We start from the raw sequence: 23,235 nt of genomic DNA on the forward strand, positions 1-23,235 counted from the left end.
GTATGCAACGTGCAGAGGCGCTGAAGGAGATCCTCCGCAGGATCGACGGTGCAGGCTACAAGGCCTACAAGGACATCGAAGGGGCCTACGACTTCGACGACTTCGTGCTCGTCATAGACCATGTACAGGGCGATCCGTTCGCCGCGCCCAGCAGGGTGCGGGTGCGGATCCCCCAGCGCGTGGCGGGCTTTCCGGAGGCGGCCTACCGGCCGAAGAGCAGGGAGATCGCCCTGCGCGACTACATCACCAGGGTCTTTGCCCGGGAGGCCGGCCGGTTCCAGCGACCCCGCGCCACGGGCAAGAGCGGCGTCATCAGCATCGACCGGCCGGGACAGGAGATCCTCGAACGTACGAGCTGCTTCGTGAACGACAGGGAGGTGGAGCTCCGCTTCACCGTGGGGCTGCCCGCCTTCGGGCGGAGGATCGCCGGCAGGATCGCCCAGGAGATGTTCTTCGAGGACATCCCGGCGTTGGTGCGGAGGGCGGGGCTCTACCGCTCCATCCAGGGGAGGAGCCTGGTGGAGCACCTCAAGACCAACGAGGACGCCGATGCCCTGAGGGCCGAGCTCTCGAAGGCAGGGATCGTTGCCTTCGTGGCGGACGGCGCCATCCTCCCGAGGGAGAGCGGGGTGAGCCAGAAGCCCCTTTCCGCGGGGACGGTGGTGCCCTTCGAATCGCCCCCTTCCCTCAGGCTGGAGTTCACCCTCCCCAACCGGGGAAAGATCACCGGCATGGGGATCCCCCATGGGGTCACGCTCATCGTGGGAGGGGGCTACCACGGCAAGTCCACCCTCCTCAACGCCCTGGAGATGGGGGTCTACAATCACATCCCGGGTGACGGGAGGGAGTTCTGCGTCACCATCCCCGAGGCCGTGAAGATCCGGGCCGAGGACGGGCGCCGTATCGAGAAGGTGGACATCTCTCCCTTCATCTCACACCTGCCGTTCGGCAAGGACACCACCAGCTTCTCCACCGAGGATGCGAGCGGGAGCACCTCCCAGGCGGCCAACATCATCGAGGCCCTCGAGGCAGGGGCCAGGCTCCTCTTCATCGACGAGGACACCTCGGCCACCAACTTCATGATCAGGGATCACCGGATGCAGGAGCTGGTTTCCAAGGACCATGAGCCCATCACCCCCTTCATCGACAAGGTGCGGCTCCTGCTCCGCGACTACGGCGTCTCCACGGTGATGGTGATAGGCGGATCCGGCGACTACTTCGACGTGGCCGACCGGGTGGTGTGCCTCATCGAGTACCGGCCGTACGAGGTGACGGCCAAGGCCAAGGAGATCGCCCAGAGGTACCGGACCGACCGCCGCCCGGAGGGCGGGGACAGGTTCGGGAGGATCACCCCTCGGGCCCCGCTCTCGGAGAGCTTTGATCCGAGCAAGGGGAAGCGGGAGGTGAAGATCTCTCCCAAGGGGCTCACCTCCATCCACTTCGGTACGCACGAGATCGACCTGGGGGCGGTGGAGCAGCTCGCGAGTGTGAGCCAGACCCGGGCCATAGGGGATGCCATCTACTACGCCACCAGGTACATGGACGGCCGTAGAGCCCTCGCCGAGATCCTCGACCGGGTCATGGAGGATGTGGCCCGCGAGGGGCTGGACGTGCTCTCGCCCTTCCCGGTGGGCGACTATGCGGCCTTCCGCCGCTTCGAGCTGGCTGCCGCCATCGACCGGCTGAGGACCCTCAAGGTGCGTCAGCTCCGGGAGAGCTCCTGATCCTGTATCCCGGAGGTGGGGATGTGGGAGGCGGGGGAGCGGGGGAGGGAGATGACGATCCGCGTTCCCCGGCCCGGGGTGCTGGTGAGCGCGATCCTTCCTCCCAGCCGGCGGACCAGGGTGCCGACGAGGGGGAGCCCTGCCCCCCGTCCGGCGAGGGCATCCGCCTCGTCCCTTGAGGAGGCCCCGTGCGTGAAGAGGGCCCTCAGTACCTCCCTGGGTGGGGCATCGGGGGCGATGAGTCCCCGTTCCAGGAGCCGCGCTCTCAGGCGCGCGAGGTCCATGCCGCGGCCGTCGTCCTCCACGATGATGCGGAGCACCTCCTCTTCGCGGGAGGTGCTGATGCGGATACACCCCTCGGCCGGCTTTCCCCGTGCCTCGCGTTCGGCCTCGTCCTCTATCCCGTGGGCGACGGCGTTCCGCACGCACTGGAGGACCATGTCCTTCACCGGTTTGTAGATCTCGAGGGGGATCTCCTCCCTGTGGTAGGCGCTGAAGTCCACCCGCACCCGTTTCCCTTCCTCTGCTCTGATCCGCTCCAGGAACCGCTCCACGGCGAAGACGATGGGGTCGCTCGTGGGGGCCTCGGCGCTCTCCCTGTGGAAGGCGAGGAGCCGTTCCTTGAGGCTGAGTGCACGCTCGAGGAGGGTGCGGATCTCGCCCATCTTCACCCCCAGGTCCACGAGGGCCTCCTCCGAACACGTCCCGGACTCCCGCATCTGGAGGATGTGCTCCTCTATCTGGTGGGCCGTCTCCCCTATCGGATCGAGTCCCACGGCATAGGCGTCTCCCTTTATACTGTGGACGTAGCGGTAGATGAGGGAGAGGGCTCGTTCCGGGTCGTCCGACTCGCGCTCGCAGATCTCTGCGATGGTGGTCAGGTCTTCCTCCACGCTCTGGAGGAACTGATCGAGGATCACAGGGTGCGTGTGGAGGATGTGGTAGAACATCTCCATCTCGGAGGCGGTGCGCCGTTCCTTTTCCTGGAGCTCGCGTTCCAGCAGGGCCTGTTCCGTGATGTCCTCGATCACGAAGAGGAGGTGGGTGATGGCCTCCCCTCCCCATATCCTCTGTACCTCGGCCCTGATGACCTTGTGGGTGAACCGGTGTCCGTGGGGACAGAAGAGGTCGAGCTCCCGGAAGGGGCTGAGCGACCGGGCCACCTCCTCGTCCACGTGGGGTGCCCACATCACCTCGAGGAACTCGGAGACCGAGGTGTAGGTGCGTTCGGGTACCCTCGACTTGAGGATATCGAGGAAGGTGAGGCGGGCTGCCTCCTCCTCACTGAGCTCGAAGATCTCGAGGAAGGCCCTGGAATAGTGGGGGGCGATCCTCCCGTCCCTGTCGATGACGCACAGACCGGTCCGCATCACGGAGAGGAGACGCACGTACTCGTCCCGGTCCACGGTGGTCTCCTGGAGGCGGTCCATCACCCGGTTGTAGGCCCGCGCGATCTGTCCCACCTCGGTGAAGGGGTCTTCGGGTACGCGGAGCGAGAGGTCGCCGGTCCTGGCCTGTTCGGTGAGGGTGGTGAACAGGTCGTAGAGCTCGGTGGTGGCGCCGTGCTCAGCCACGTTGAGCCCCATCTCCTCTGCCTCGGGGGGAACCCGCAAGGGGAAGAAGCGGTCTATGAGGCGCAGGAGGAGGTACGAGACACCGAACCCCCACACCCCGGCCACTGCCACGCCCAGGGTCTGCACGCCCACCTGTTCCCAGAAGGAAAGCCCCGTTCCCAGGAGCGCGGGGTCACCGAAGAGCCCCACCGCGAGGGTGCCCCAGATCCCTGCGGCGAGGTGGACGGGGATGGCACCCACCACGTCGTCGATCCTGAGCCGCTCGAGCAGCCGGAGGGAGCCGAGCATGACCAGGCCGCCGACCGCTCCGATGATGAGGGCCTCTGCCTCGGTGACCGCGTGGCAGTTGGCGGTGATGGCCACGAGCCCTGCGATGGAGCCGTTGATCACGTGCGAGACGTCGGCCCTGCCGGTGAGGACCCATCCTGCGGCCATCGCGGCCATGAGGCCCGCCGCTCCTGCGAGCGAGGTGCGCAGGATGATCCCCGGCACCTGGTCGTCGAGGGCGAGGGTGCTGCCCCCGTTGAACCCGAACCAGCCCAGCCAGAGGAGGAGGGCGCCCAGCACTGCGATGGGGATGTTGCTCCCCTGCATCCGGGCCCCCTCCTCGAACCGCCCCTTCCTCGGCCCTATGATGAGGACTGCGGCGAGGGCCACCCAGCCGCCCATGCTGTGGACCACCGTGGATCCCGCGAAGTCCACGAACCCCCTCCGCACGAGCCACCCCTCGGGTGATCCGAAGAGGGCGCCGCCCCATGCCCAGTGGCCGAAGACCGGGTAGACCACCACGGTGATCACGGTGCTCACCACCAGGTAGGCGGCGAAGCGCATCCTCTCGGCCACGGCACCCGAGACGATGGTGGTGCACGTGGCGGCGAACATGAGCTGGAAAAGGAAGAAGGCCGCCTCCCACACCCCGGCAAGGCCCTCGTTGGGGAGGAAGAGGAAGTGGTCGCGTCCTGTGAGGCCCTGCCAAGTGGTGCCGAACATGAGCCCAAAGCCGACCGCCCAGAACCCCACCGAGGAGATGCCCACGTCGGCGAGGTTCTTGATCGCCACGTTGATGCTGTTCTTGGAACGGGTGAATCCTGCCTCGAGCATGGCGAACCCGGCCTGCATGAGGAAGACGAGCCCGGCGGCCACGGTGATCCAGAGCAGGTCGCCTACGTTCGGTTCCATCCGTATCCCTCCTTACGATGTAGGTATGTACATCCCGTGGTTCAGGCGGGATCGAGGCCCACGCCGAGGAAGCTCTGGAACCCTTCCCACAGGATGGGGATGATGTACACGGGCGACTGTACGTGGATGAGGAGGTCGTCGGGTACGCCCCGCACCACGAGGGGCACGGAGATCATGAACTCGGGGCCGAAGGCCTCTCGCAGGTTGCCTGCCACGGTGTTGGCCACCTCGCCTGCGATGTCCATGAGCAGCTCCTCCTCCATCACCTCCTCCGAGAGGATGAGGTGGCCCAGGTTCCAGAGCATGCCCCCCGATGCGGTGAGGTAGATGCCCCCCTTCCTCGATCCCGAGATGCCGATCATGCCGGTGTAGTCGAGGAAGAAGGCCTGTTCCTTTCTCTTGATGAACGGCACCCCGATGGTGGCGGGGTGCGGGGTCACCGTGGAGAAGTACCGCGTGGTGCAGTCCACCACGGCCTTGAGTTCCTCCTTGGTCATGCGGTCACCTCCAGGACGTGTGAGAGGGTGCGCTTCACCTCCTCGGGGGTGAAGGGTTTCTTGATGAATCCTGCGGCCCCTTTCTTGAGTGCGGTGAGGGCGGTGCGTTCGTCGGAGAGCGCGCTTATGATGACGATGGCGGTGCGCGGGTCGAGTTGCTTCATGCGTTCGAGGCACAGGAGCCCGTCCGCCCGGGGCATGGTGATGTCGAGGGTGACCAGGTCGGGACGGATCCGCTGGAAGGCCACGATGGCCTCCTCTCCGTCGGCGGCGAAGCCCGCGACCTCTATCCCCATCTCCTCGAGGATTCCGGCGAGCAGGTTCCGGATGGTTCGGGAGTCGTCAACCACGAGCGCCTTCTTCATGGACACCTCCTGGGAAGCAGTATGCAAAAACGGGGCCAGGATCGAGGGGTTTCGCAACTCATGTGTCGGTAAGGAGATGGAGGGGAAGGGGTGCGGGGATGGGGGGTTTTTCTACAAAAATGCAGGTAATGCTTTGAGGTCCTACATGTTTGTAGGTCGTGCACGACGAACCCGGCACCGGAGAGGAGGGAGCCGGGGATGGTGCATCGCGCGAAGGGGAGGCCGGCCTCCCCTTCATTCCCCGATGATCTTCACGAGGACGCGTTTCGGCCGCCTGCCGTCGAACTCGCCGTAGAAGATCTGCTCCCACGGGCCGAAGTCGAGTCGTCCGTCGGTGATGGCGACCACCACCTCCCTCCCCATGATCTGGCGTTTGAGGTGGGCGTCGCCGTTATCTTCGCCAGTGCGGTTGTGCCGGTACCGGCTTGTGGGTTCGTGGGGTGCGAGCTCTTCGAGCCAGTCCCTGTAGTCCTGGTGGAGGCCCGGTTCGTCGTCGTTGATGAAGACGCTCGCGGTGATGTGCATGGCGTTCACCAGGCAGAGGCCTTCCTTCACCCCGCTCTCCCGTACGGCTTCTTCGATCTGGGGGGTGATGTTGATGAAGGCGACCCTGCTGGGGGTGTTGAACCAGAGTTCCTTGCGGTAGCTCTTCATGGTGCCTCCTCGTGTGATGTGTTCCATGGGCGGGCGGAGACGGCCTCCGGGGCCCATGGGTGTGGTTCCTTGGAAAGGGTACCAGAGAGCGGCCTAGTCTTCCAACAGGTCGCGGAGGTATGAGAGGAGGACGGGGGAGGGTGGGGGGCTGAGGCGGTTCGCGAGGCGTTGCAGGGCGGTGAGGGTGGCGCGGCGTGCAGCCGGGGTGAGGGGGAGGGGGATGCCGGTGTGGCCCTGGGCGGCCAGGGGGAGGTGGTAGAGGAGGAGTGTGCGGAGGTGGGGGGGGATGGGGAGGGGTTCCAGGTGCTCCATGATGCGAGAGGGGTTCCGGCCTTCTGCGAGGAGTACGCCGGCGAGGAGGAGCACGGCATCGAGGGAGGGGGTGTAGAGGGTTGTGAGGCGCGTGGCGAGAAAGGGGTGGCCCGCCTCGGGGAGTTCCACGCCGGTGACGGTGGAGGAGGGCTCGTCGATGTGGAGGAGGAGGTGGCGGGTGAGGGGGAAGGGGTCGAGGAGGTCCTCGACGGCGGGGCCGTCCAGGATGGCGCGCTGGAAGGTGAGGGTGAGGAGGGCGTGGCGGGTGCGGGGTGAGAGTGATGCGAGGACCTGCACGTCGTTCACGGTGAGGCAGATGGGGGAGGTGTGGGCCGGACGGATCATCTGGAGGAGGCGGGTGCGGGCGCCGGGAAGGCAGGGGAGGGTGTTGGTGGTGGGGAAGGCCTCGGGGAGGATGGTGTGCAGGATGGTGCGGCGGAGGGCGGCTTCCAGCAGGGGGGAGTGGGTGCTGCGGGGGGAGAGCAGGGTGTGCTGGGCGAAGGTGAGGGGGGCGTGGAGGCGGGTGAGGGTCCAGCCGTACCGACCGGAGTTGAGCGCGGCTTCGCAGTAGGGGCAGCGAGGGGAGTGGGGGCGTTCGGGGAGCGGTGTCTTGCAGGAGGGGCACCTCCCGCCGGCACCGGGGATCTGATCGGGCGCGGCCACGTGTTTGTGGAGGGACCAGATGGTGCGGGATGATTCCAGGAGGAGCGAGGACGTGGAGGCATCCGTGCGCTGCACCTTCCGGGAGAGGTCCATGATCCAGAAGGACCGTTCGGTGTCTCCCTCTCTTTTCCGCTCGAGGAGCGTGCTCCCCAGTATCCTGGTGTTGGAGAAGGAGGTGCGTCGCCCCAGGAGGCGATCGAGGAACACATCCACCTGGAGCTGATCCTGCATGTCGTCGGAGAGGAAGAAGACCGCAGGGGCCGGTTCCTGTCGGGTGTAGGCCTCCTCCAAGGCGAAGAGCATGTCTCTGAGGATCGGAGGACCGGTATCGTCGGAACCGCGGGGTGAGAGGATCCGTTCCAGGAGCACCTTCCCCCTCCTCCGACGGGCTTTCCGCACCACGAGGAGGGTTGAAGCGACAAGGAGAAGGATGCCTGCGGTGACGGCGAGCCATGGCAGGGTCACGTGTCCTCCTTGAACGAGGTGAAGACGTAGGCGGTCTTGTGGACGCCGGGCTGCGGGCGGATGTGTCTGGGACCTTCGACGACGACCTGTTCCTTCACCTCGTGATAGATCGAAGGAGAGATGAGGAGCTTCCCCCCCACGGCGGCGTCGGAGAGGAGGTGGGCCGTACGGGATGCCTCTCCCACGACCAGGGGGGGGAGGGTGGGAGAGGGGGCCAGGAGGCGTGCGTCACCCCGATGTAGTCCCATGCTTGGAGGAATCGCCCCTTCGTATCCCTCCGAGAGGCGTACGGCGATCCTGCAGGCCTCCAGTACGGGCGTGGTGCCGACGATCCACCCCTCGTCTCCCCTGAAGCTCACCACGAGGTGGGGGTATTCGATGAAGAGATCGTTCCAGAGGTCCTGCAGATGCACGAGGGTACGGTCCGCCTCTTCGGGAGAGAGCTGGAGTAGATTCTTGTAGCGGACATGGAGGACCCACCTCTGGAGTCCGCTCCCCTCGGCCACGGGGGAGGAGTGTCCGATCGTGGCTCTCCGGAGGGTGCGGGCTCTTCTCCGCCTCGTCCTCCCCGCGACGAACCCGGCGATGAGGGACGGGAAGGAGAAGAACAGGACGCGCGCCGTGTCGAGGGACTCGAAGGGCAGAGAGAGTGGCGGGAGGGGGATCACTCCCAGCCCCACTATAAAGGTGTACAGCATGCTCTTTTCCACCACGATGAGCATAAAAGAGTGGGGAACGGCCGTCAACATGAGTTCGACCCCGGTGTACTGCGGAATTGTGTCTTTCCCCTGTGTGTGGCATAGTTGGGACAAGGAGGCAACCATGGGAGACACAATATTCGACAAGATCGTGAGGAAGGAGATCCCCTCGGATGTCGTCTTCGAGGACGAGGTGGCCCTCGCATTCCGGGACATCAACCCTCAGGCCCCGGTCCATGTCCTGGTTCTCCCCAAGCGGAGAGCGGCCACGCTCACGGAGTTCACCGAGCAGGACCCCTCCTACCTCGGGGAGTTCCTCAAACGGGTGAGCATGGTGGCGAAGCAGCTCGGGCTCGAGGAGAACGGCTTCAGGGTGGTGATCAACCAGGGACGGCACGGGCAGCAGAGTGTGGCCTACCTGCACGTGCACATCCTGGGCGGCAGGCAGATGGAGTGGCCCCCCGGCTGATGGGGGCCTCCCCTCGGGGATGGCACGAAAAAGCCGCCCCTCTCAGGGCGGCGTCGAGGTGCTGTGGAGAGGACTTGAACCTCCACGGGCTTAACGCCCACTAGCCCCTCAAGCTAGCGTGTCTACCAATTCCACCACCACAGCACGATTCGGTGGATATAATACCGATACTCCTCTCCTTTGTCAATACCGAGCGGCACCTGTTTCGATCCCGTCTCACCCCGTGCGGTGCGCTTCGAGGAGGGAGAAGAACTCCGGAAAGGTCACCTCCGCCGCCTCCGCCCCCTCTATGGTGACCGGAGCCCGTGCCGCAAGAGCGCCCACGGCCAAGGCCATGGCCACCCGGTGGTCGTCGTGGCTCGAGGCGATTCCGCCGGTGAGCGGGCAGGGACCGTGGATGAGGAGCCCGTCGGGGAGCTCTTCCACGCGCGCTCCGAGGCGCGAAAGCTCCTGCGCCATCACCGCAATCCTGTCGGTCTCCTTGAGCCGCGTGTGGGCCGCGTTGTAGAGCCGTGTGGTGCCTTCCGCATAGCAGGCGGTCACGGCGAGTGCGGGGAGGGCGTCGGGGATGCGCGTCATGTCCACCTCGGTGGCGGAGAGCGATCCACCCGTGATGCGCACCGCGCGCTCCTCCGGGGACACCTCCACCCTGCAGCCCATACGCTCGAGGATCTCGAGCACCTCTCTGTCACCCTGGGGATCGTCCGGATACAGATTGGTGAGGGTGAGGGTGGAGCCGGTGACGGCCGCGGCGCACAGGAAGAACGTGGCCGAGGAGTAGTCGCCGGGTATGGTGAGGTCGAAGGCCCGGTAGGACTGTCCCCCGGGGATCCTGAATCGGTCATAGCCCTCCCGTTCCAGTGCCACTCCCTGGGCCTTCAACCACCAGAGCGTCATGTCGATGTAGGGATGTTCGTTGAGCTCCACCACCTCCACCAGCGACTCCCCCTTCCCCAACGGGCAGGCGAGGAGCAGTGCCGAGAGGTACTGGCTCGTGGGACACGCGATGGAGGTGCTGCCGCCCCGTAGAGGCCCTCCTATCACCAGGGGGGCGCACCCATTCCCACGCGTGCTCTCCGCCCTCGCACCCAGGTCTTGGAGACTCGCGAGGAGCGGACCCGCCGTCCTCCTCCGCAGCTGTGCATCCCCGGTGAAGACCGCCCGGCCCCCCTCTATGAGGGCGGCCATGGCCCCCGCCAAGTAGAGCGTGGTGCCTGAGTTCTCCACGTCTATCACATCCTCGGGCACCGAGAACCGTCCCCCGGTCCCCTCCACGAGGAGGTCCGCCCCCTCCTCCCTCACCACGGCGCCCAGGAGCGAGACCGCTCTCATGCAGGCCCTCGTGTCGCGCGAGAAGAGCGGGCTCCGGATGCGGCTCGTACCCCCTGCGGCTGCGGCTACGAGCAGGGCCCGGATGGTGTGCGATTTGGACGGCGGCACGGGGATGTGTCCGGAGAGCCGTCCCGGCTGGACGCTGACCTCCATAGGGCCACATCATAGGAAACGGACGCAGTTTTTTCCAGAGGCCTTTCCCACCAGGAGGGCCTGATCGGCCCGCTTTATGTACTCATAGACCGTGTGCGAGGTCTCGTCGAAGGTGGAGACCCCGAAGGTGAGGGTCACGTTGTGTTCCTTCCCCGCGAAGAGGAAGGGGGTCTCTCCCACACGGTTCCTCAGCTTCTCGGCCACCACGAGGGCGCCTTCCTTCCTCGTGTCCGGCAGGAGGATGAGGAACTCCTCTCCCCCCCATCGGGAGATCGAGTCCTGTCGTCTGAGGCTCTGCTTGAACAGCTGTGCGAGCTTCACCAGGATGTAGTCCCCGCAGTCATGGCCGTAGGTGTCGTTGAATGTCTTGAAGTTGTCGATGTCGGCCATGATGATGGAGAACGGCGAGCCCGTACGCAGGGCCCTCCCGATCTCGGCATCCAGTCGCTCCTCCATCTCCCTGCGGTTTCCCAGCCCGGTGAGTGGATCGGTGCGGGCCGACCGTTCGAGCTTCTTGTTGATGGCGAGGAGCTGCTCCTCCACCCGTTTGCGTCGCTCTATCTCCACCAGGGCGCGGTCCTTCATCTCCTTGTAGAGTTGTATACGCTTCACCAGATCGGTGACGTCCTGTACGGTGAACACGGCACAGGGAAGTCCCTCCAGGGATGCGGGGGCGATGGTGGTGAAGAAGAACCGTTCCTGGAGTGGGGCCTCGGGGTAGATGGGGGCGGGTACGTAGAGCTTCCTGTGGAGTTGGGGGGAGAGGATCACCGGTGCGCCGTCCGTAAAGACGATGCTGAGGAGCACCTGGTACTTTTCTTTCTTGAACTCGGGCAGGAACTCCCGAAGGTCTCTCCCCACCACGCGTTCCTCTTCTATACCGGTGAACTCCTGCATCCTGTGGTTCCAGGCGCGCACCTTCCATTCCTCGGTGAGGATCAGGAGCCCCACCGAAACCGCGTTGAAGAGTTCAGCCGGGAGGTGGAGGATCGTGGTGTCCCTTGTCTCTTCTCTGCTCATTTTTTCCGCACGATGCTCTCGTAGTGTGCGTCTATCTCCTTGAGGAGATGCTGGAACGGGGTCACCTCCATGAGGATGACGATGTCGCCTTCTATGTTGAGCGAGCTCACCGTAAACCTGGTCCTCGCGAGGAGGAACGAATACTCCTTGTGGGCCTTGGTGTAGTGTTGGAAGAGCTCTTCGGGCCGTGATTCGGTGTAGCTCGGCACGGTGTAATGAATGTGCGAGGAGAAGAAGTTGGAGAAGGTACCCATGATGGAGTTGAGGACGATGTTGCCGATCTCCGAGAGCGTGCCTGCCCTGATCTCGTCCAGGTCTTCATCCTCGTCCATCTCCTGGACGAGGAGACTGATGAGGTGCTGTGCACTCTGGGGAGGGAAGAGGAGGAAGGCGAGGCCGGTGAAGACCCCGTCGAAGGGGAGGAGCACCGAGGAGATACGATCCCCGGGAAAGGCCGAGAACTCCTTGAGGATCTCCGCCTTGGTGTATATGTAGATCTCCGGAACCTTGAGCTCGATGGGGGCGTTGAGGAGACTGCCGAGCACGCGGGCAGCCCTTCCCACCCCCATGTTCATGAGTTCCTTGAGGTAGTCCAGATGGACCTCGGATATCTTCATTGGGACACCTCTTGTAAGGCCTTTTTCAACTCCTCCTCGGTGAGCGGCTTGTTGAGAAACACCTTGGCTCCCAGCTGGATGCACCGCTGCTTCGTGCTCTCCTGGGTATCCGCGGACACCACGATGGTGGGCACGGAGACGCGCCTCTTTGCGAGTTCTTCCAGGACCTGGATGCCGTCCATCCCCGGCATGAGGAGATCGAGGAGGAGCACATCGGGGCGCTGGGCCTCCAGCATGGAGATGGCTTCCTGTCCGCCCTCCGCTTCCTCCACCTGATAGCCCTCTTTTTCGAGGATCTTTCGTGCGATCTTCCGGGCGAGAAGCGCATCGTCGACGACCAGTACCGTCTTCGCCATAGGGTACACTCCTGTGTGAATTCTCCTTTTAACTATAGTCGATTTATCGAAAACTGCAAGCATTTCCATTATAATGTAAACAAAGGCGGTGAATCTCCCGATTCAAAACCTATACTGCGAGTGAGGAGTGCGAATTGAAACTGTCCAAAGGGATGCGCGTGGGGGTATCGATTCTCGCGGCCGCGATGGTGCTCTCCGGCGCCCCCCATGTGGACGACCGCTGGGGATTCATCGTCGATCCACCCGAAGGGTGGCAGCTCTCTCCTTCCGAGAAAGGGGTCTCGGTGACGGATCCCTACCGGGTGGCTTCGTTCCAGGTGGCAGCCTTTCCAGGTCGACGCTTCTCCTCCGCCGTGGATATGGGTGAGGCGTTCTTCTCCTCCCTGGAGGCCGAGGGCGATGTGAGCGCCTTTGCTCCCTACGGAGGGATGCAGGCCATTCTCGCCGACGCCGCCTTCCCGGTGGAGAGCGGCACCGTGAGAGGATACTTCGTCTTCATCAACGGGGAAGAAGCCGACTACATCCTCATGGCCTATGCGCCCGAGGATGTGTACGAGACGTACCACGACTTCCTCCTGAGCGCCATCGACTCCTTCGCCCCTTCCGGCGACTGGTATCTCTACCCGGGCCCCATCGGCCAGTTCTACTACCCGGTGGAGGGACCCTCGCGCACCAGAGTGGACGTCCCGTTCGAGGGGGGGACGCTCGCGTTCCTCCTCGATCCCGGCGAGGAGGATGCCGCTCAGGTTCTCATAGAACGTGAGGCGAGGGTCCTCCTGGCCTACGGCGATCCGCCGTCGGTGGAGGCCTGGAGGCGCTACTACCGCATGGTGGTACGCGACGAGTACCCCAGGTTCAGGGAGGTCTCGGCGAAACTCTCCGAGCGGATGGGAGGAGGCGCGGGTGATGTGCCCTCGAGGCTCCTCTCCTGGTTCCAGGGCTTCGCCTTCGAGCGCACGGGCACGCTCTCCGACCTCAGGGCTCCCATATCGGCGGTGAGGCGCCACGCAGGCGACTGCGATGCACTCGCCCTCGCGTATCTGATCATCCTCCACCACCTGGGCTATGACGGTATCCTCATGGTCTCCTCGGTGTACCGGCACGCGATGGCCGCGGTGGATGTGCCGGGAGACGGTGCGCGTTTTCCTTTCAATGACCACACCTACCTGGTGGCCGAACTCACGGACGACGTGCCCATGGGAATGATCGCCCAGGACATGAGCACCGTGGAACACTGGATTGGGGTCGATCTCTTCCCCTGAGTCCTTGCCGGCCCTCCCTGCAGGATGAACCGACCGGACCCCCGACGAGGACGTCGGGGGTTGTCTTTTTCGGCAAGGAGAAGTAATCTTAAAAAAGGGGAAAATAGAGGAAAATAACCCCTTTTGGAGGATTTTTATGCTTGACGAATATCCTCCCATCCTCACCACCGAAGAAGTGGCGCGGATCCTCAGGCTCAGCGAACGCACGGTGCTCAAGTTCGCCCGTGAGGGGACCATCCCCGCCATGAAGGTGGGGGGACAGTTTCGTTTCAGCAGGGACAAGCTCGCCGAGTGGATCGAGAGACAGATGGCGGGCGGGGAGTTCGCCCTGTGGGAACGTCTTCCCCAGTGGCACGGAGGGGTGGCGGAACTCCTCTCGCCCGAGTGCGTGCTGACGGGATTCTCGGCGACAAGAGAAGAGGAAGCCTTCCAGAAGATGGTGGACGCGGCCTTCAGGGCCGGGAGGGTGAAGGATCCGGAGGAGCTCGTGCGCCTCGTGCTCATACGGGAGCGCCAGTGCTCCACGGTGATGCGGCCGGGGGTCGCCTTCCCGCACCCCCGTGCCGTGGGCCCCGAGGTGGTGCCGGAGTACGCGCTCGTGCTCGCCATAAGCCCCGAGGGTGTGCCTTTCAGCGATGCACCGGGGGACGGCGACGTACACTTCATCGTACTCTTCGCCATCCCCAGTCTGCAGCTTCACCTGAAGATCCTCGCGGCCCTGGGGGAACTCTTCTCCCATGAAGAAGTGCAGGAGAGGCTCCTCTCTGCACGCAGCCCCCAGGAGGTGATCTCCTATATCACCTCGTACGAGAAGGAGAGGGAGAAAGATGACGTTTAGCACGTATCTCTCACACGACAGGGTGGTCTTCCTGTCTGCGCGATCCAAGGACGAGGCCCTCAAAGCCCTCGTCTCCCGGCTCGCGGGTGCGGTCTCACCCTTCGAACCCGACGACCTCCTCGAGAGACTCCACGAACGTGAGGGCCTCATGAGTACGGGGATCGGCCTCGGTATAGGGGTCCCCCACCTCCGTTACAAGGGAGTGAAGGAACCCTGTATCGTCATAGGCCTGCAACCGCAGGGAATAGAGGACTACGAGAGCATGGACGGTGAGCCGGTGAAGATCCTGGTGCTCATCCTCGTAGGAGAGGGCCAGCACCGCGAGTATCTCCGCATCCTCTCGGGAGTGGTGAAGGCCCTCAAGAGAGAAGAGGTGCGGAAGGCCCTCCTTTCGGCCCGCTCCCCCGAGGAAGTGGTGGATATCCTGAAGCGGGAGGACGTCTGATGGAGGTGTTCCACGACCTGTTCTCACGTATCTCCGTCGAACAGCTCAACGTCCTCCTTCTTCTGGGCGTGGTCCTCTTCGGTGGTACCATCGGTTCGGTGTACTTCAAGAAGGCGCGAATCCCCCAGGTCATCGCCTACATCCTCCTGGGCATCCTCGTGGGGAAGAGCGGTCTGCGGCTCTTCTCCGAAGACTTCCTCTCCTCGTTCGAGCCGTTCAACTACCTCGCCTTGGGGCTCATCAGCTTCGCCCTGGGCGGCGAACTCGACCTCTCGCTCCTCAAGAAACACGGGAAGGTCCTCACCTGGGTCCTCTTCCTCGAGGCCTTCGGTGCCTTCATCATGGTGGGCATCGGCTTCTTCCTCCTTGGACGTCTCTTCTTCGATCCGGCGACCTCGTTGGTGATCGCCCTGCTCGCCGGGTCCATCTCTTCGGCCACGGCCGCAGCCGGCACCACCGACGTGGTGTGGGAATACCGGGCGAAAGGCGTGCTCACCACCACCCTCCTCGGAGTGATCGCCCTCGACGACGTCCTCGCCCTCCTCCTCTTCGCCGTCACCTCGAGCATCTCCTTTGCACTCATGGGCGTATCCACCAATGTGCTCGCTACGATAGGGCGGCCCCTCTATGAGATAGGGGGAGCGAGCCTCGTGGGATGGGGTGCGGCCTGGCTCCTCTCCCGCCAGCTCTCCCGCTATACCGAAGAAGAGCGCATCTTCGTCTTCACCACCGGCATGGTCGTGTTGGTCTTGGGCCTCTCCCTTGCCCTCGACCTCGACATGCTCATGGCCGCCACCGTGATGGGGTTTGCCCTGCGCCAGTATGCGCCGCGCAAGACCGAAGTCATCCTCCGGCTCCTCGAAAAGTTCGCAGGCCCCATCTACCTGCTCTTCTTCGTCTTCGTCGGTGCGAGCCTCGAGGTGGCGAGCATCTCCCTCTCGGCCCTTGTGTTCATCGCGGCCTTCCTGCTCTTCCGGATAGGGGGGAAGACGGTGGGCACACGCATGGGCGCCTGGATAAGCGGGGCACCCGAGAAGGTGGGACGCTACCTCCCCCTCTGTCTCTTGAGCCAGTCGGGCGTGGCGATCGGGCTGTCCCTCATCGCCTACCAGCGGTTTCCCGGCACCATAGGCCAGACCATCCTCGTGGTGGTCACCACCACGGTCTTTGTGGTCCAGCTTGTGGGACCTGCGCTCGTGAAGGTGGCGCTCGAGAAGGCCGGTGAGGCCGGGCTCAACGTGACGGAGGAGGACATCCTCACGCGTCACAGCGTCGCCGACGTGCTTCCCGCGGACAGGGCCGTGGTGCCCAACACGATCCGGCTCTCGGAGCTCCTCAGGCTCTATGCTGAACACGACTGGAACGTGTGGGCCGTGGTCGATGCCGAGGGGCGATACCGGGGTGTGGTGGGCTTCGAGAACCTGCGCGAGGCCCTCGCCGAGCCTGAGCTCCAGGAGTTCGTCATCGCCGAGGACATCCTCACCCCCTTCCCTGAGACCGTCCACCCCCACACCCCGCTCCATGAAGCCCTCCGCATCATGCGTCGCCGCAACGTGGACTTTCTTCCCGTCTTGGACGATCGAGGACACGTCCTGGGCATACTCGAGGAACGGATGGTGCGCCACTTCGTGAGACGGGAGCTCCTCAGCGCCCAGGCGAGGACAGGGCTCTGATCCCCTCCTCGATCACGGCAGCCGGCCGCACGGCCGGCTTTTTTTGTGGCAATTCTTATGGAACATTCGTCCGCTTCTCTATATACTGGGGAGTTGGAAGGGGGGAAAAAAGGAGGACGACGTGGCGCACCGTCGCGGTGAAGGCACCAAGACCACTCGGTTTTTCGACCTCATGAACCTCCTTTCCTCGGCGCCGAGGAGCAGGAGAGAGCTCGCGGAGCGGCTCGGTGTGAGCTTCTCCACCATCACCCGGTATCTCCAAGATCTCGAGCGGATGGGCTATCCCCTCGAGTACGGGAGGGGGAGTCGGGGTGAGGCCCTCGTGTCGCTCAAGAAAGTAGAACTCCCCTTCTCCCGCGAGGAGATCGTCTGGCTCTACAATGCCGCCCTCCTCATGGCCGCCCACCTCGACAGGGAGTGCGCCCTCGCAGCCGGCATGCTCGCCAAGATCGCCGAGCGCCTCACTGTGGCCCCCTCCTGGTTTCGGGCCCTCCTCAGGGAGGAGGCCGATCGCATGAGATCGCGCCGACCCTCTTCGCCTCCGGTGGACGAGATATTCAACACCGTCTCCCGGGCCTGGCTCGAAGGCACCATGATCGAGCTCACCTACCAGGCCCCTCACAAGCAGGAGAAGACCTACCTCTGCGGCATCCTCGGCATCAGGCCCAACCTGGTGGGGCGTAGCTACTACCTCATCACCTGGTGCCCCGAGCTCAACGACCTGCGCACCTTCAGGGTGGACAGGATCCGTCGGGTGCGCCAGCAGGGCCTTACCCGGTTCGAGCCCCCGCCCGGCATAGACCTCACCGTGCGCCTCTCCTCCGCCTGGAACGTGTGGTGGGGTGACAAGGAGGAAGAGGTGGTGCTCCGTTTTTCCAGGGACGTGGCCTACCGGGTGATGGAGACACAGTGGCACGAGCACGAGGAAAAAGCGCCTCAACCCGACGGCAGCATCATCTGGCGTGCCCGCATCAGCGAACCCCGCGAGATGCTCCCCTGGATACGCGGGTGGGGCAAAGACGTGGAAGTCCTCTCCCCCCCATGGCTCCGCACCCATCTCGCCGAGGAAGCAAAAGCCATGTACGAGCTGTATTGGGGAAAAAAGTGAGAGCGATTTGCAGGATTTGCAATGGAGAGTGGTATAATGAGTGAGTGAGAAAAGGAAGGCGCATAGTAAAGCGAAAGGATAAAAGGAGGTCTACATAGATGAAAGGAGGTCTACATAAAGGAGGAAAGGAGGTTCTACATGTTCTATGCTCACTCCCGTCCTGATCTGCCAAAGGATAAATGGCAGACACTTGAGGAGCATCTGGCGGAAGTCGGTTCTCTTGCAGGCATGTTTGCAAGGAAGTGGGATGCAGAGGTACTAGGAGTAATCGCAGGGAGGTATCATGATCTGGGAAAGGCTCAGGACGACTTTCTCAAACGACTGGAAGGCTCATCCACCCCGGTAGACCATTCCACACCCGGAGCCCTTTTCGTAAAAGAGCAGTTCTCCCAGCGTGGGAAGGATTTCGAACCGCTTGGTATGTTCCTTGCCTACCCGATCGCGGGGCACCATACCGGACTCCCCAATGGGAGAGACGCCTCGGACCACAACCTCTTTACTCGCCTTCAGAAGACCTCCCCTCTGCCTCCCCACAACCTCCAGCAGGTGGCACACCTCCTGGATATCTCCGAAGACGCCCTTGCACACCAGATAGAAAGGCTGAAGCGAGACCTGGGGAGGTATCTCTCAAAAACCCCTCCGGATCTCACCCGCGCAGGGATGTACCTTTATCTCTTTGTGAAGATGATCTACTCGGCCCTTGTGGATGCGGATTTTCTCGATACCGAGCGATTTATGGACCCCGAGAGATCGCGCCTCAGAGGCGCGTATCCTCCGATCGAGAGGCTCCATGCCCGCTTTTTCGACTCGATGGAGAGATTTTTGGAGGAGCGCACCTCCCATCCCTCTCCGGTTGATGCCATACGTGGAGAGATCTACCGGGCATGTCTCGATGCGGCCCGAGAGCCCCAGGGCTTCTTCTCCCTTACCGTCCCTACAGGCGGGGGGAAGACCCTTTCATCCTTTGCCTTTGCCCTTACACACGCGCTCACCCACCACCTCGAGAGAGTCATCTATGTCCTTCCCTACACGAGCATCATCGAGCAGAATGCGGATGTCCTCCGCCGCTTTGTAGGAGACGATGCGATCATAGAACATCACAGCAACTATGAGTCAAAGGAAGAAGTGCATGGTGGCGTAGCCTCTTCTGATACCTACTCCGAGGCCGAGCTGAAGCGACAGCTCGCCACCGAAAACTGGGACGCCCCCGTGATTGTCACCACGAGCGTCCAGTTTTTCGAATCGCTTTTCTCACATAGAACCTCGAAAAACAAGAAGCTTCACAACATTGCAAGGAGTGTGGTGATCTTTGACGAGGCCCAGACCATCCCGAGGGAGCACCTCCTCCCCATCCTCCGGGCATTGGAGGTGTTGGTGCATCACTTCGGTGTCACTGTGGTCTTCTGCACCGCCACTCAGCCCGCTCTCAACAAGAGGAACGATTTTGATGGTATAGAAGGGGTTCGCGAGATCATCCCTGATCCCCACGACCTTGCCCGACGTATGGAGCGGGTACATCCCCAGTACGTGGGACTCCTCTCGTATGAGACCCTTGTGGATTCGCTCGCAGAGGAGTCACAGGTGCTGTGTATTGTGGATACGAGAAAGAAAGCGAGGAACCTTTTTTCCTGCCTCGCCTCGAGGATATCGGAAGGGAGGTTCCACCTGAGTGCCGCGATGTGTCCCACACACCGTTCCGAAGTGCTCAGACGGATTCGGGAGACCCTCTCGCAAGGGAAATCGTGCCGGGTGGTGACCACCCAGCTCATCGAAGCAGGGGTGGATGTGGACTTTCCTGTGGTGTACCGCTCCATTGCAGGAATAGACTCACTCGCTCAGGCTGCGGGAAGGTGCAACAGAGAAGGGAAACTGGAAAAGGGACGTTTGCTGGTGTTCGAGCTCGAGGGCGAAGATGTCCCCAATATCGGCGACTTCAGGCCCCGTGCTGAGGTGGCCCGAGAGGTGATCAGAAAGGTGCTTAGAAACGGCCGGGAGGACGATCATTTTTTGAGCCTCAGATCCGTCCGTGAGTTTTTCGAACACTTCCTCTGGAGAATGTCCCATGCACTCGATAAGAGAGGAATTACTGAAAAACTCAAAGGTGTGTTACGAGACATCGATATTCCCTATGAAGACATAGGAAAGGGGTTCCACATTATCGATGAGCCGGTGATCTCCCTCTATATTCCGTATGATGAAAGGGCAACATCCCTCCTTCGTACTTTGAGGACCGAAGGTCCTTCCTCCAGGGTCATGCGATCCCTCCAGCGATATGTGGTCCAGGTCCACGACAAGGCCTTCCAGAAGTATGGAGAGATGGGAGTTGTGGAGGAAGTGTATGAGGGATTCTTTGCCCTCACGGAGTGGGGCAGGGAGCACTTCTATGATGCCGAGATGGGGCTGTTGCCCCCAACCGATACATTGCGAGCCGAGGACCTCATAGTGTGAGGTCTGCTCGTAGAGTTCTGCACAGGAGGTGGAGTGATGTATGGAGTTGCGCTCAAGGTGTGGGGTCCTCTTGCCTGCTTTACGAGGCCGGAGATGAAAGTGGAGCGGGTGAGTTACGATGTGATGACCCCTTCCGCTGCTCGAGGGATCCTCGAGGCCATCTACTGGAAACCGGTCATCGTATGGAGGATCGATCGTATTCATGTCCTAAAACCCATCCGCTTTGTGAGCATCATGCGGAACGAGGTGGGGTGTAAGATGTCTCATACCTCACCACGTCTTTTTGTCGAAGATAAACGCGAGCAGCGGCATAGTCTCATGCTCAGAGACGTGGCCTACATTATCGAAGCCCACTTTGAGCTCACGGCCCTCGCAGGGAAAGACGACCCCCACGATAAGGAACCGGAGAAGCACAGGGAAATCTTTATGCGGAGGGCCCAGAAAGGGCAGTGTTACCATCGGCCCTACTTGGGTACTCGGGAATGTGTCGCTGATTTCGAGTGGATAGAACCTCCTTTCCCCCCTACCGAGCTCCCGGAGGAAGACCGTCACAAAGATCTCGGTTGGATGCTCTACGACATCGACTTTGAGCACAACAAGGAGTCCCTCTTTTTTAGAGCCCGACTGGAAAACGGGGTGCTTCACGTGCCCCCAAAGGAGGAGGTGGTACGATGATACTCCAGAAACTATGTGAGTACTACGATGCACACCAGAAGGAGTTGCCGGATTATGGGTTTGAAATAGAATCAATTTCATTTTGCCTGGTAATTGATAAAGAAGGGTACTTGGTAGAAGTAGAGGATATAAGAGAACACACTGAGAAAAAACCTCGATCGATACGAATGATGGTGCCCGGCCATTCAAAGAAGCGTACCTCAGGAATAAGACCTCATCTATTGTGGGATAATGTAAAGTACGTGTTGGGCATTAATGACGAAAAGGGTTATTTTGAAAGTTTTAAAGATTTTCATGAACGTTTTAAAGATTCTACCAAAAATCCATTACTAGAGCCATTATGTAAATTCCTTGAACAATGGAATCCCCGCAACTGGAAATCAGCTGTACTCCGTGATGGAAAACCCCTTCCCTACAAAGAGGATCTTGTTCGTGGACCGAATGTGGTCTTTCGCCTTGAGGGAGAAAAAGAGTATCTTCATGAAAAAGAAGGAGTACGCGATCTTATATCCCTCGTATATGGACATGAAGAAGGAACGAAACCTCAGGAAGGAAGGTGCCTTATCACAGGAGAGCGTAAGCTTGTCCCGAATCGTCATCCCAAAATCAAGAACATAGAAGGAGCAAAAGCAGGGGGTAATCCTCTTGTGTCTTGCAATAGTGAGGCTTTCAATTCATATGGCAAGGAAGATGGCTTTAATGCTCCTGTAAGTATAGAAGCCGCTTTCAAATATACTGCTGCGACTTCTCACCTTGCAGCACAGGAGCCAAAGTTTCTCTTAGGGGATATCCAGGTACTCTTCTGGACTGACCAGCCCCTAAAGGAAATAGAACTCCTGTGGGGGTTTACTCTTAAGGGGGAAGAGGCGTTGAAGATTGAGGAGGAAAAGGAGAGAGAAAAATTTAAGCTCTTCTTTTCAGCAATACTTCAAGGAAAAATGCCGGAAACCTTTAATCTATCTCTCAAGTACTATGTGCTGGGTATTGCTCCTCACTCTGGACGACTCGCGGTGAGGTTTTGGGATACAAATACTATAGAAACATTACTTCATACAGTCCGGCAACATTATGCAGATATTTCACTGATAAAGCACACCGATAAAGTGGAGGACTTTCCCTCATTACATAAACTCATTTCTTCTCTTATACCTTTAAATCAACAAAAAAATAGAAACCAAAAGAATAAAAATAAAAATCCAATACCAGGCCCTCTTCGTGTCTCAGTATTTAGATCTTTTCTCTCTGGTCTTCCGTATCCCCCTGCGCTCCTCCAACTCGCATTGAACCGAATCCGAATAGAAAAGAAACCAAAAGATGAAGGACAGAAAGCTGAAGACTATCTTTTATTTGAATACTATCGGATGTGTCTAATAAAAGGCTATCTTGCCAGATGGCAAAGAATAAAAAATCACCAACAGGAGGTGACTATGGCCCTCGATCCTACACATCCAAATACTGCGTATCGACTGGGTCGCCTCTTTGCCGTGCTTGAAAAGGCACAGAAGGAGGCCTTGGGTGAGGTCAACTCAACTATCAAGGATCGTTTCTTCTCGTCAGCGTCTACCACACCCAAACGGGTCTTCCCTTATCTTATCCGGCTTTCGCAACACCACCTTGCCAAGGTAGGGCAGGCGAATGTTGGGAGGAAGGTGAACTTGGAGAAGACGATCCAAGAGATACTCCACGGAATCGATGACTTCCCCGCGTTTCTTCCGTTGGAAGAGCAGGGGATGTTTGCTCTGGGATACTATCACCAGAGACAGGCCCTATTTCAATCCAAAGAGTAAGGAGGATGCGCATGGCCATCACGAATCGGTATGATTTCCTCTACATCTTTGATGTGGAGAACGGCAATCCAAACGGTGATCCCGATGCGGGAAACATGCCTCGTATTGACCCCGAGACCAATCTTGGCTGGGTCACAGACGTGTGTCTCAAGCGCAAGGTGAGGAACTACGTACTCATCAAGCACAAGGACACGCCGCCCTACAAGATCTATGTGAAGGAAAAGGCCATCTTGAACCTTTTACATAAAGAGGCGCTCGAAGAGGTAGGAGCTGATCTCTCCTCTGATAAGGGACGAAAAGGATCTCGTGAAGAAGTTGAAAAAGCACGGAAGTGGATGTGCGAACACTACTATGACGTACGCACCTTTGGCGCGGTGATGAGCACAACGTATGACTGCGGCCAGGTGAGGGGCCCTGTACAGTTCTCGTTTGCGAGAAGCGTGGATCCCATTACCCCCGTGGAGGTCTCTATCACCCGTATGGCAGTAACGAGGGAAGAAGACGCAGAGAAACAACAGGGGGACAACCGAACGATGGGGCGTAAGCACGTGGTCCCCTACGGTCTCTATGTAGCCCGAGGGTTCGTTTCTGCGCCGCTGTCTCAGGATACCGGTTTTTCGGATGCCGACCTCGAGCTTCTCTGGGAGGCGCTCTGCAACATGTTTGAGCACGATAGGTCGGCCGCCCGAGGAGTGATGAGTGCCCGAAAGCTCATCGTGTTCAAGCACCAGAGCGAGTTGGGCAATGCCCCTGCACAGAAGCTGTTCGGTGCAGTCTCTATCTCCCGCAAAGACGAGACAGCACCTCCCCGGTCCTTTGAGGACTACACCATCTCTCTCAATAGGGAGGTGGTTCCAAAGGAGGTGGAGATAATTGAAATGCTATGAGGGATCCCTCGAAACCTGGGTGAGGAGGTGAGCT

21 protein-coding genes and 1 tRNA gene are annotated in these 23,235 nt (G+C 60.9%); 11 read left to right on the forward strand and 11 right to left on the reverse strand.

Annotated elements, in window-relative coordinates:
* Window positions 1–2: 2 nt before the first annotated feature.
* On the forward strand, window positions 3–1,724 hold the full coding sequence (locus STHERM_RS01785; protein WP_013313173.1) for an ABC-ATPase domain-containing protein: 1,722 nt from the start codon (window positions 3–5) through the stop codon (window positions 1,722–1,724).
* On the opposite strand, the gene amt is transcribed toward STHERM_RS01785, so the two are convergent.
* From amt to STHERM_RS01815, 6 genes are all read right to left on the reverse strand, one after another.
* Complete coding sequence (gene amt / locus STHERM_RS01790) at window positions 1,703–4,477, reverse strand: ammonium transporter (RefSeq protein WP_013313174.1); 2,775 nt, start codon at window positions 4,475–4,477, stop codon at window positions 1,703–1,705. The two genes, STHERM_RS01785 and amt, sit on opposite strands and share 22 nt — an antisense overlap.
* Before the next feature lie 41 nt (window positions 4,478–4,518).
* Window positions 4,519–4,974, reverse strand: a complete 456-nt coding sequence (locus tag STHERM_RS01795) for a chemotaxis protein CheX (protein ID WP_013313175.1) — start codon at window positions 4,972–4,974, stop codon at window positions 4,519–4,521.
* On the reverse strand, window positions 4,971–5,339 hold the full coding sequence (locus tag STHERM_RS01800; RefSeq protein WP_013313176.1) for a response regulator: 369 nt from the start codon (window positions 5,337–5,339) through the stop codon (window positions 4,971–4,973). Before STHERM_RS01800 ends, STHERM_RS01795 begins: the two co-directional genes overlap by 4 nt.
* A 234-nt stretch (window positions 5,340–5,573) precedes the next feature.
* Window positions 5,574–5,993: a secondary thiamine-phosphate synthase enzyme YjbQ gene (locus STHERM_RS01805; protein ID WP_041623156.1), complete on the reverse strand. Its 420-nt coding sequence runs from the start codon at window positions 5,991–5,993 to the stop codon at window positions 5,574–5,576.
* A gap of 93 nt (window positions 5,994–6,086) precedes the next feature.
* The gene (locus STHERM_RS01810; protein WP_013313178.1) at window positions 6,087–7,433 is read right to left on the reverse strand and encodes a hypothetical protein; all 1,347 of its coding nucleotides are present in this window, start codon (window positions 7,431–7,433) and stop codon (window positions 6,087–6,089) included.
* Window positions 7,430–8,143, reverse strand: coding sequence for a hypothetical protein (locus STHERM_RS01815; RefSeq protein ID WP_237223327.1), 714 nt, complete (start codon window positions 8,141–8,143; stop codon window positions 7,430–7,432). Before STHERM_RS01815 ends, STHERM_RS01810 begins: the two co-directional genes overlap by 4 nt.
* Window positions 8,144–8,255: 112 nt before the next feature.
* Here STHERM_RS01815 and STHERM_RS01820 point away from each other — a divergent pair, with 112 nt between their 5' ends.
* Window positions 8,256–8,600: a histidine triad nucleotide-binding protein gene (locus STHERM_RS01820; RefSeq protein ID WP_013313180.1), complete on the forward strand. Its 345-nt coding sequence runs from the start codon at window positions 8,256–8,258 to the stop codon at window positions 8,598–8,600.
* Window positions 8,601–8,659: 59 nt separating this feature from the next.
* Here STHERM_RS01820 and STHERM_RS01825 read toward each other — a convergent pair.
* The 5 genes from STHERM_RS01825 to STHERM_RS01845 form a co-directional block, all read right to left on the reverse strand.
* Window positions 8,660–8,744 (reverse strand) — tRNA-Leu (locus STHERM_RS01825).
* A gap of 72 nt (window positions 8,745–8,816) precedes the next feature.
* Window positions 8,817–10,085: a 3-phosphoshikimate 1-carboxyvinyltransferase gene (gene aroA / locus STHERM_RS01830; protein ID WP_013313181.1), complete on the reverse strand. Its 1,269-nt coding sequence runs from the start codon at window positions 10,083–10,085 to the stop codon at window positions 8,817–8,819.
* Window positions 10,086–10,094: 9 nt separating this feature from the next.
* On the reverse strand, window positions 10,095–11,105 hold the full coding sequence (locus STHERM_RS01835; protein ID WP_013313182.1) for a sensor domain-containing diguanylate cyclase: 1,011 nt from the start codon (window positions 11,103–11,105) through the stop codon (window positions 10,095–10,097).
* Entirely contained in the window at window positions 11,102–11,722 is a 621-nt protein-coding gene (locus STHERM_RS01840) for a chemotaxis protein CheX (protein WP_013313183.1), read from the reverse strand. The genes STHERM_RS01835 and STHERM_RS01840 overlap by 4 nt, the downstream gene beginning before the upstream one ends.
* Entirely contained in the window at window positions 11,719–12,078 is a 360-nt protein-coding gene (locus STHERM_RS01845; RefSeq protein ID WP_013313184.1) for a response regulator, read from the reverse strand. The genes STHERM_RS01840 and STHERM_RS01845 overlap by 4 nt, the downstream gene beginning before the upstream one ends.
* Window positions 12,079–12,212: 134 nt before the next feature.
* Between STHERM_RS01845 and STHERM_RS01850 the strand changes: the two genes are divergently transcribed.
* The 9 genes from STHERM_RS01850 (at window position 12,213) to cas7c (ending at window position 23,201) form a co-directional block, all read left to right on the forward strand.
* Entirely contained in the window at window positions 12,213–13,340 is a 1,128-nt protein-coding gene (locus tag STHERM_RS01850) for a hypothetical protein (protein WP_013313185.1), read from the forward strand.
* Window positions 13,341–13,476: 136 nt separating this feature from the next.
* Complete coding sequence (locus STHERM_RS01855; RefSeq protein ID WP_013313186.1) at window positions 13,477–14,178, forward strand: PTS sugar transporter subunit IIA; 702 nt, start codon at window positions 13,477–13,479, stop codon at window positions 14,176–14,178.
* The gene (locus STHERM_RS01860) at window positions 14,168–14,623 is read left to right on the forward strand and encodes a PTS sugar transporter subunit IIA (RefSeq protein ID WP_013313187.1); all 456 of its coding nucleotides are present in this window, start codon (window positions 14,168–14,170) and stop codon (window positions 14,621–14,623) included. The genes STHERM_RS01855 and STHERM_RS01860 overlap by 11 nt, the downstream gene beginning before the upstream one ends.
* On the forward strand, window positions 14,623–16,296 hold the full coding sequence (locus STHERM_RS01865; protein WP_013313188.1) for a cation:proton antiporter: 1,674 nt from the start codon (window positions 14,623–14,625) through the stop codon (window positions 16,294–16,296). Before STHERM_RS01860 ends, STHERM_RS01865 begins: the two co-directional genes overlap by 1 nt.
* Before the next feature lie 121 nt (window positions 16,297–16,417).
* The gene (locus STHERM_RS01870; protein ID WP_013313189.1) at window positions 16,418–17,404 is read left to right on the forward strand and encodes a helix-turn-helix transcriptional regulator; all 987 of its coding nucleotides are present in this window, start codon (window positions 16,418–16,420) and stop codon (window positions 17,402–17,404) included.
* Window positions 17,405–17,542: 138 nt separating this feature from the next.
* Window positions 17,543–19,852 carry a CRISPR-associated helicase/endonuclease Cas3 gene (locus tag STHERM_RS01875; protein ID WP_013313190.1) on the forward strand — a complete coding sequence of 770 codons (2,310 nt, stop codon included), beginning with the start codon at window positions 17,543–17,545 and terminating at the stop codon, window positions 19,850–19,852.
* Between the two features lie 36 nt (window positions 19,853–19,888).
* Entirely contained in the window at window positions 19,889–20,527 is a 639-nt protein-coding gene (gene cas5c / locus STHERM_RS01880) for a type I-C CRISPR-associated protein Cas5c (RefSeq protein ID WP_013313191.1), read from the forward strand.
* Window positions 20,524–22,314 (forward strand): type I-C CRISPR-associated protein Cas8c/Csd1, encoded by a 1,791-nt coding sequence (gene cas8c, locus STHERM_RS11415; protein ID WP_071650326.1) that lies wholly within the window; start codon window positions 20,524–20,526, stop codon window positions 22,312–22,314. Before cas5c ends, cas8c begins: the two co-directional genes overlap by 4 nt.
* Window positions 22,315–22,325: 11 nt before the next feature.
* On the forward strand, window positions 22,326–23,201 hold the full coding sequence (gene cas7c / locus STHERM_RS01890) for a type I-C CRISPR-associated protein Cas7/Csd2 (protein ID WP_013313193.1): 876 nt from the start codon (window positions 22,326–22,328) through the stop codon (window positions 23,199–23,201).
* Window positions 23,202–23,235 lie beyond the last annotated feature (34 nt).

It is taken from the genome of Spirochaeta thermophila DSM 6192 (assembly GCF_000147075.1).
GTDB classification, from domain to species: Bacteria; Spirochaetota; Spirochaetia; order Winmispirales; family Winmispiraceae; genus Winmispira; species Winmispira thermophila_A.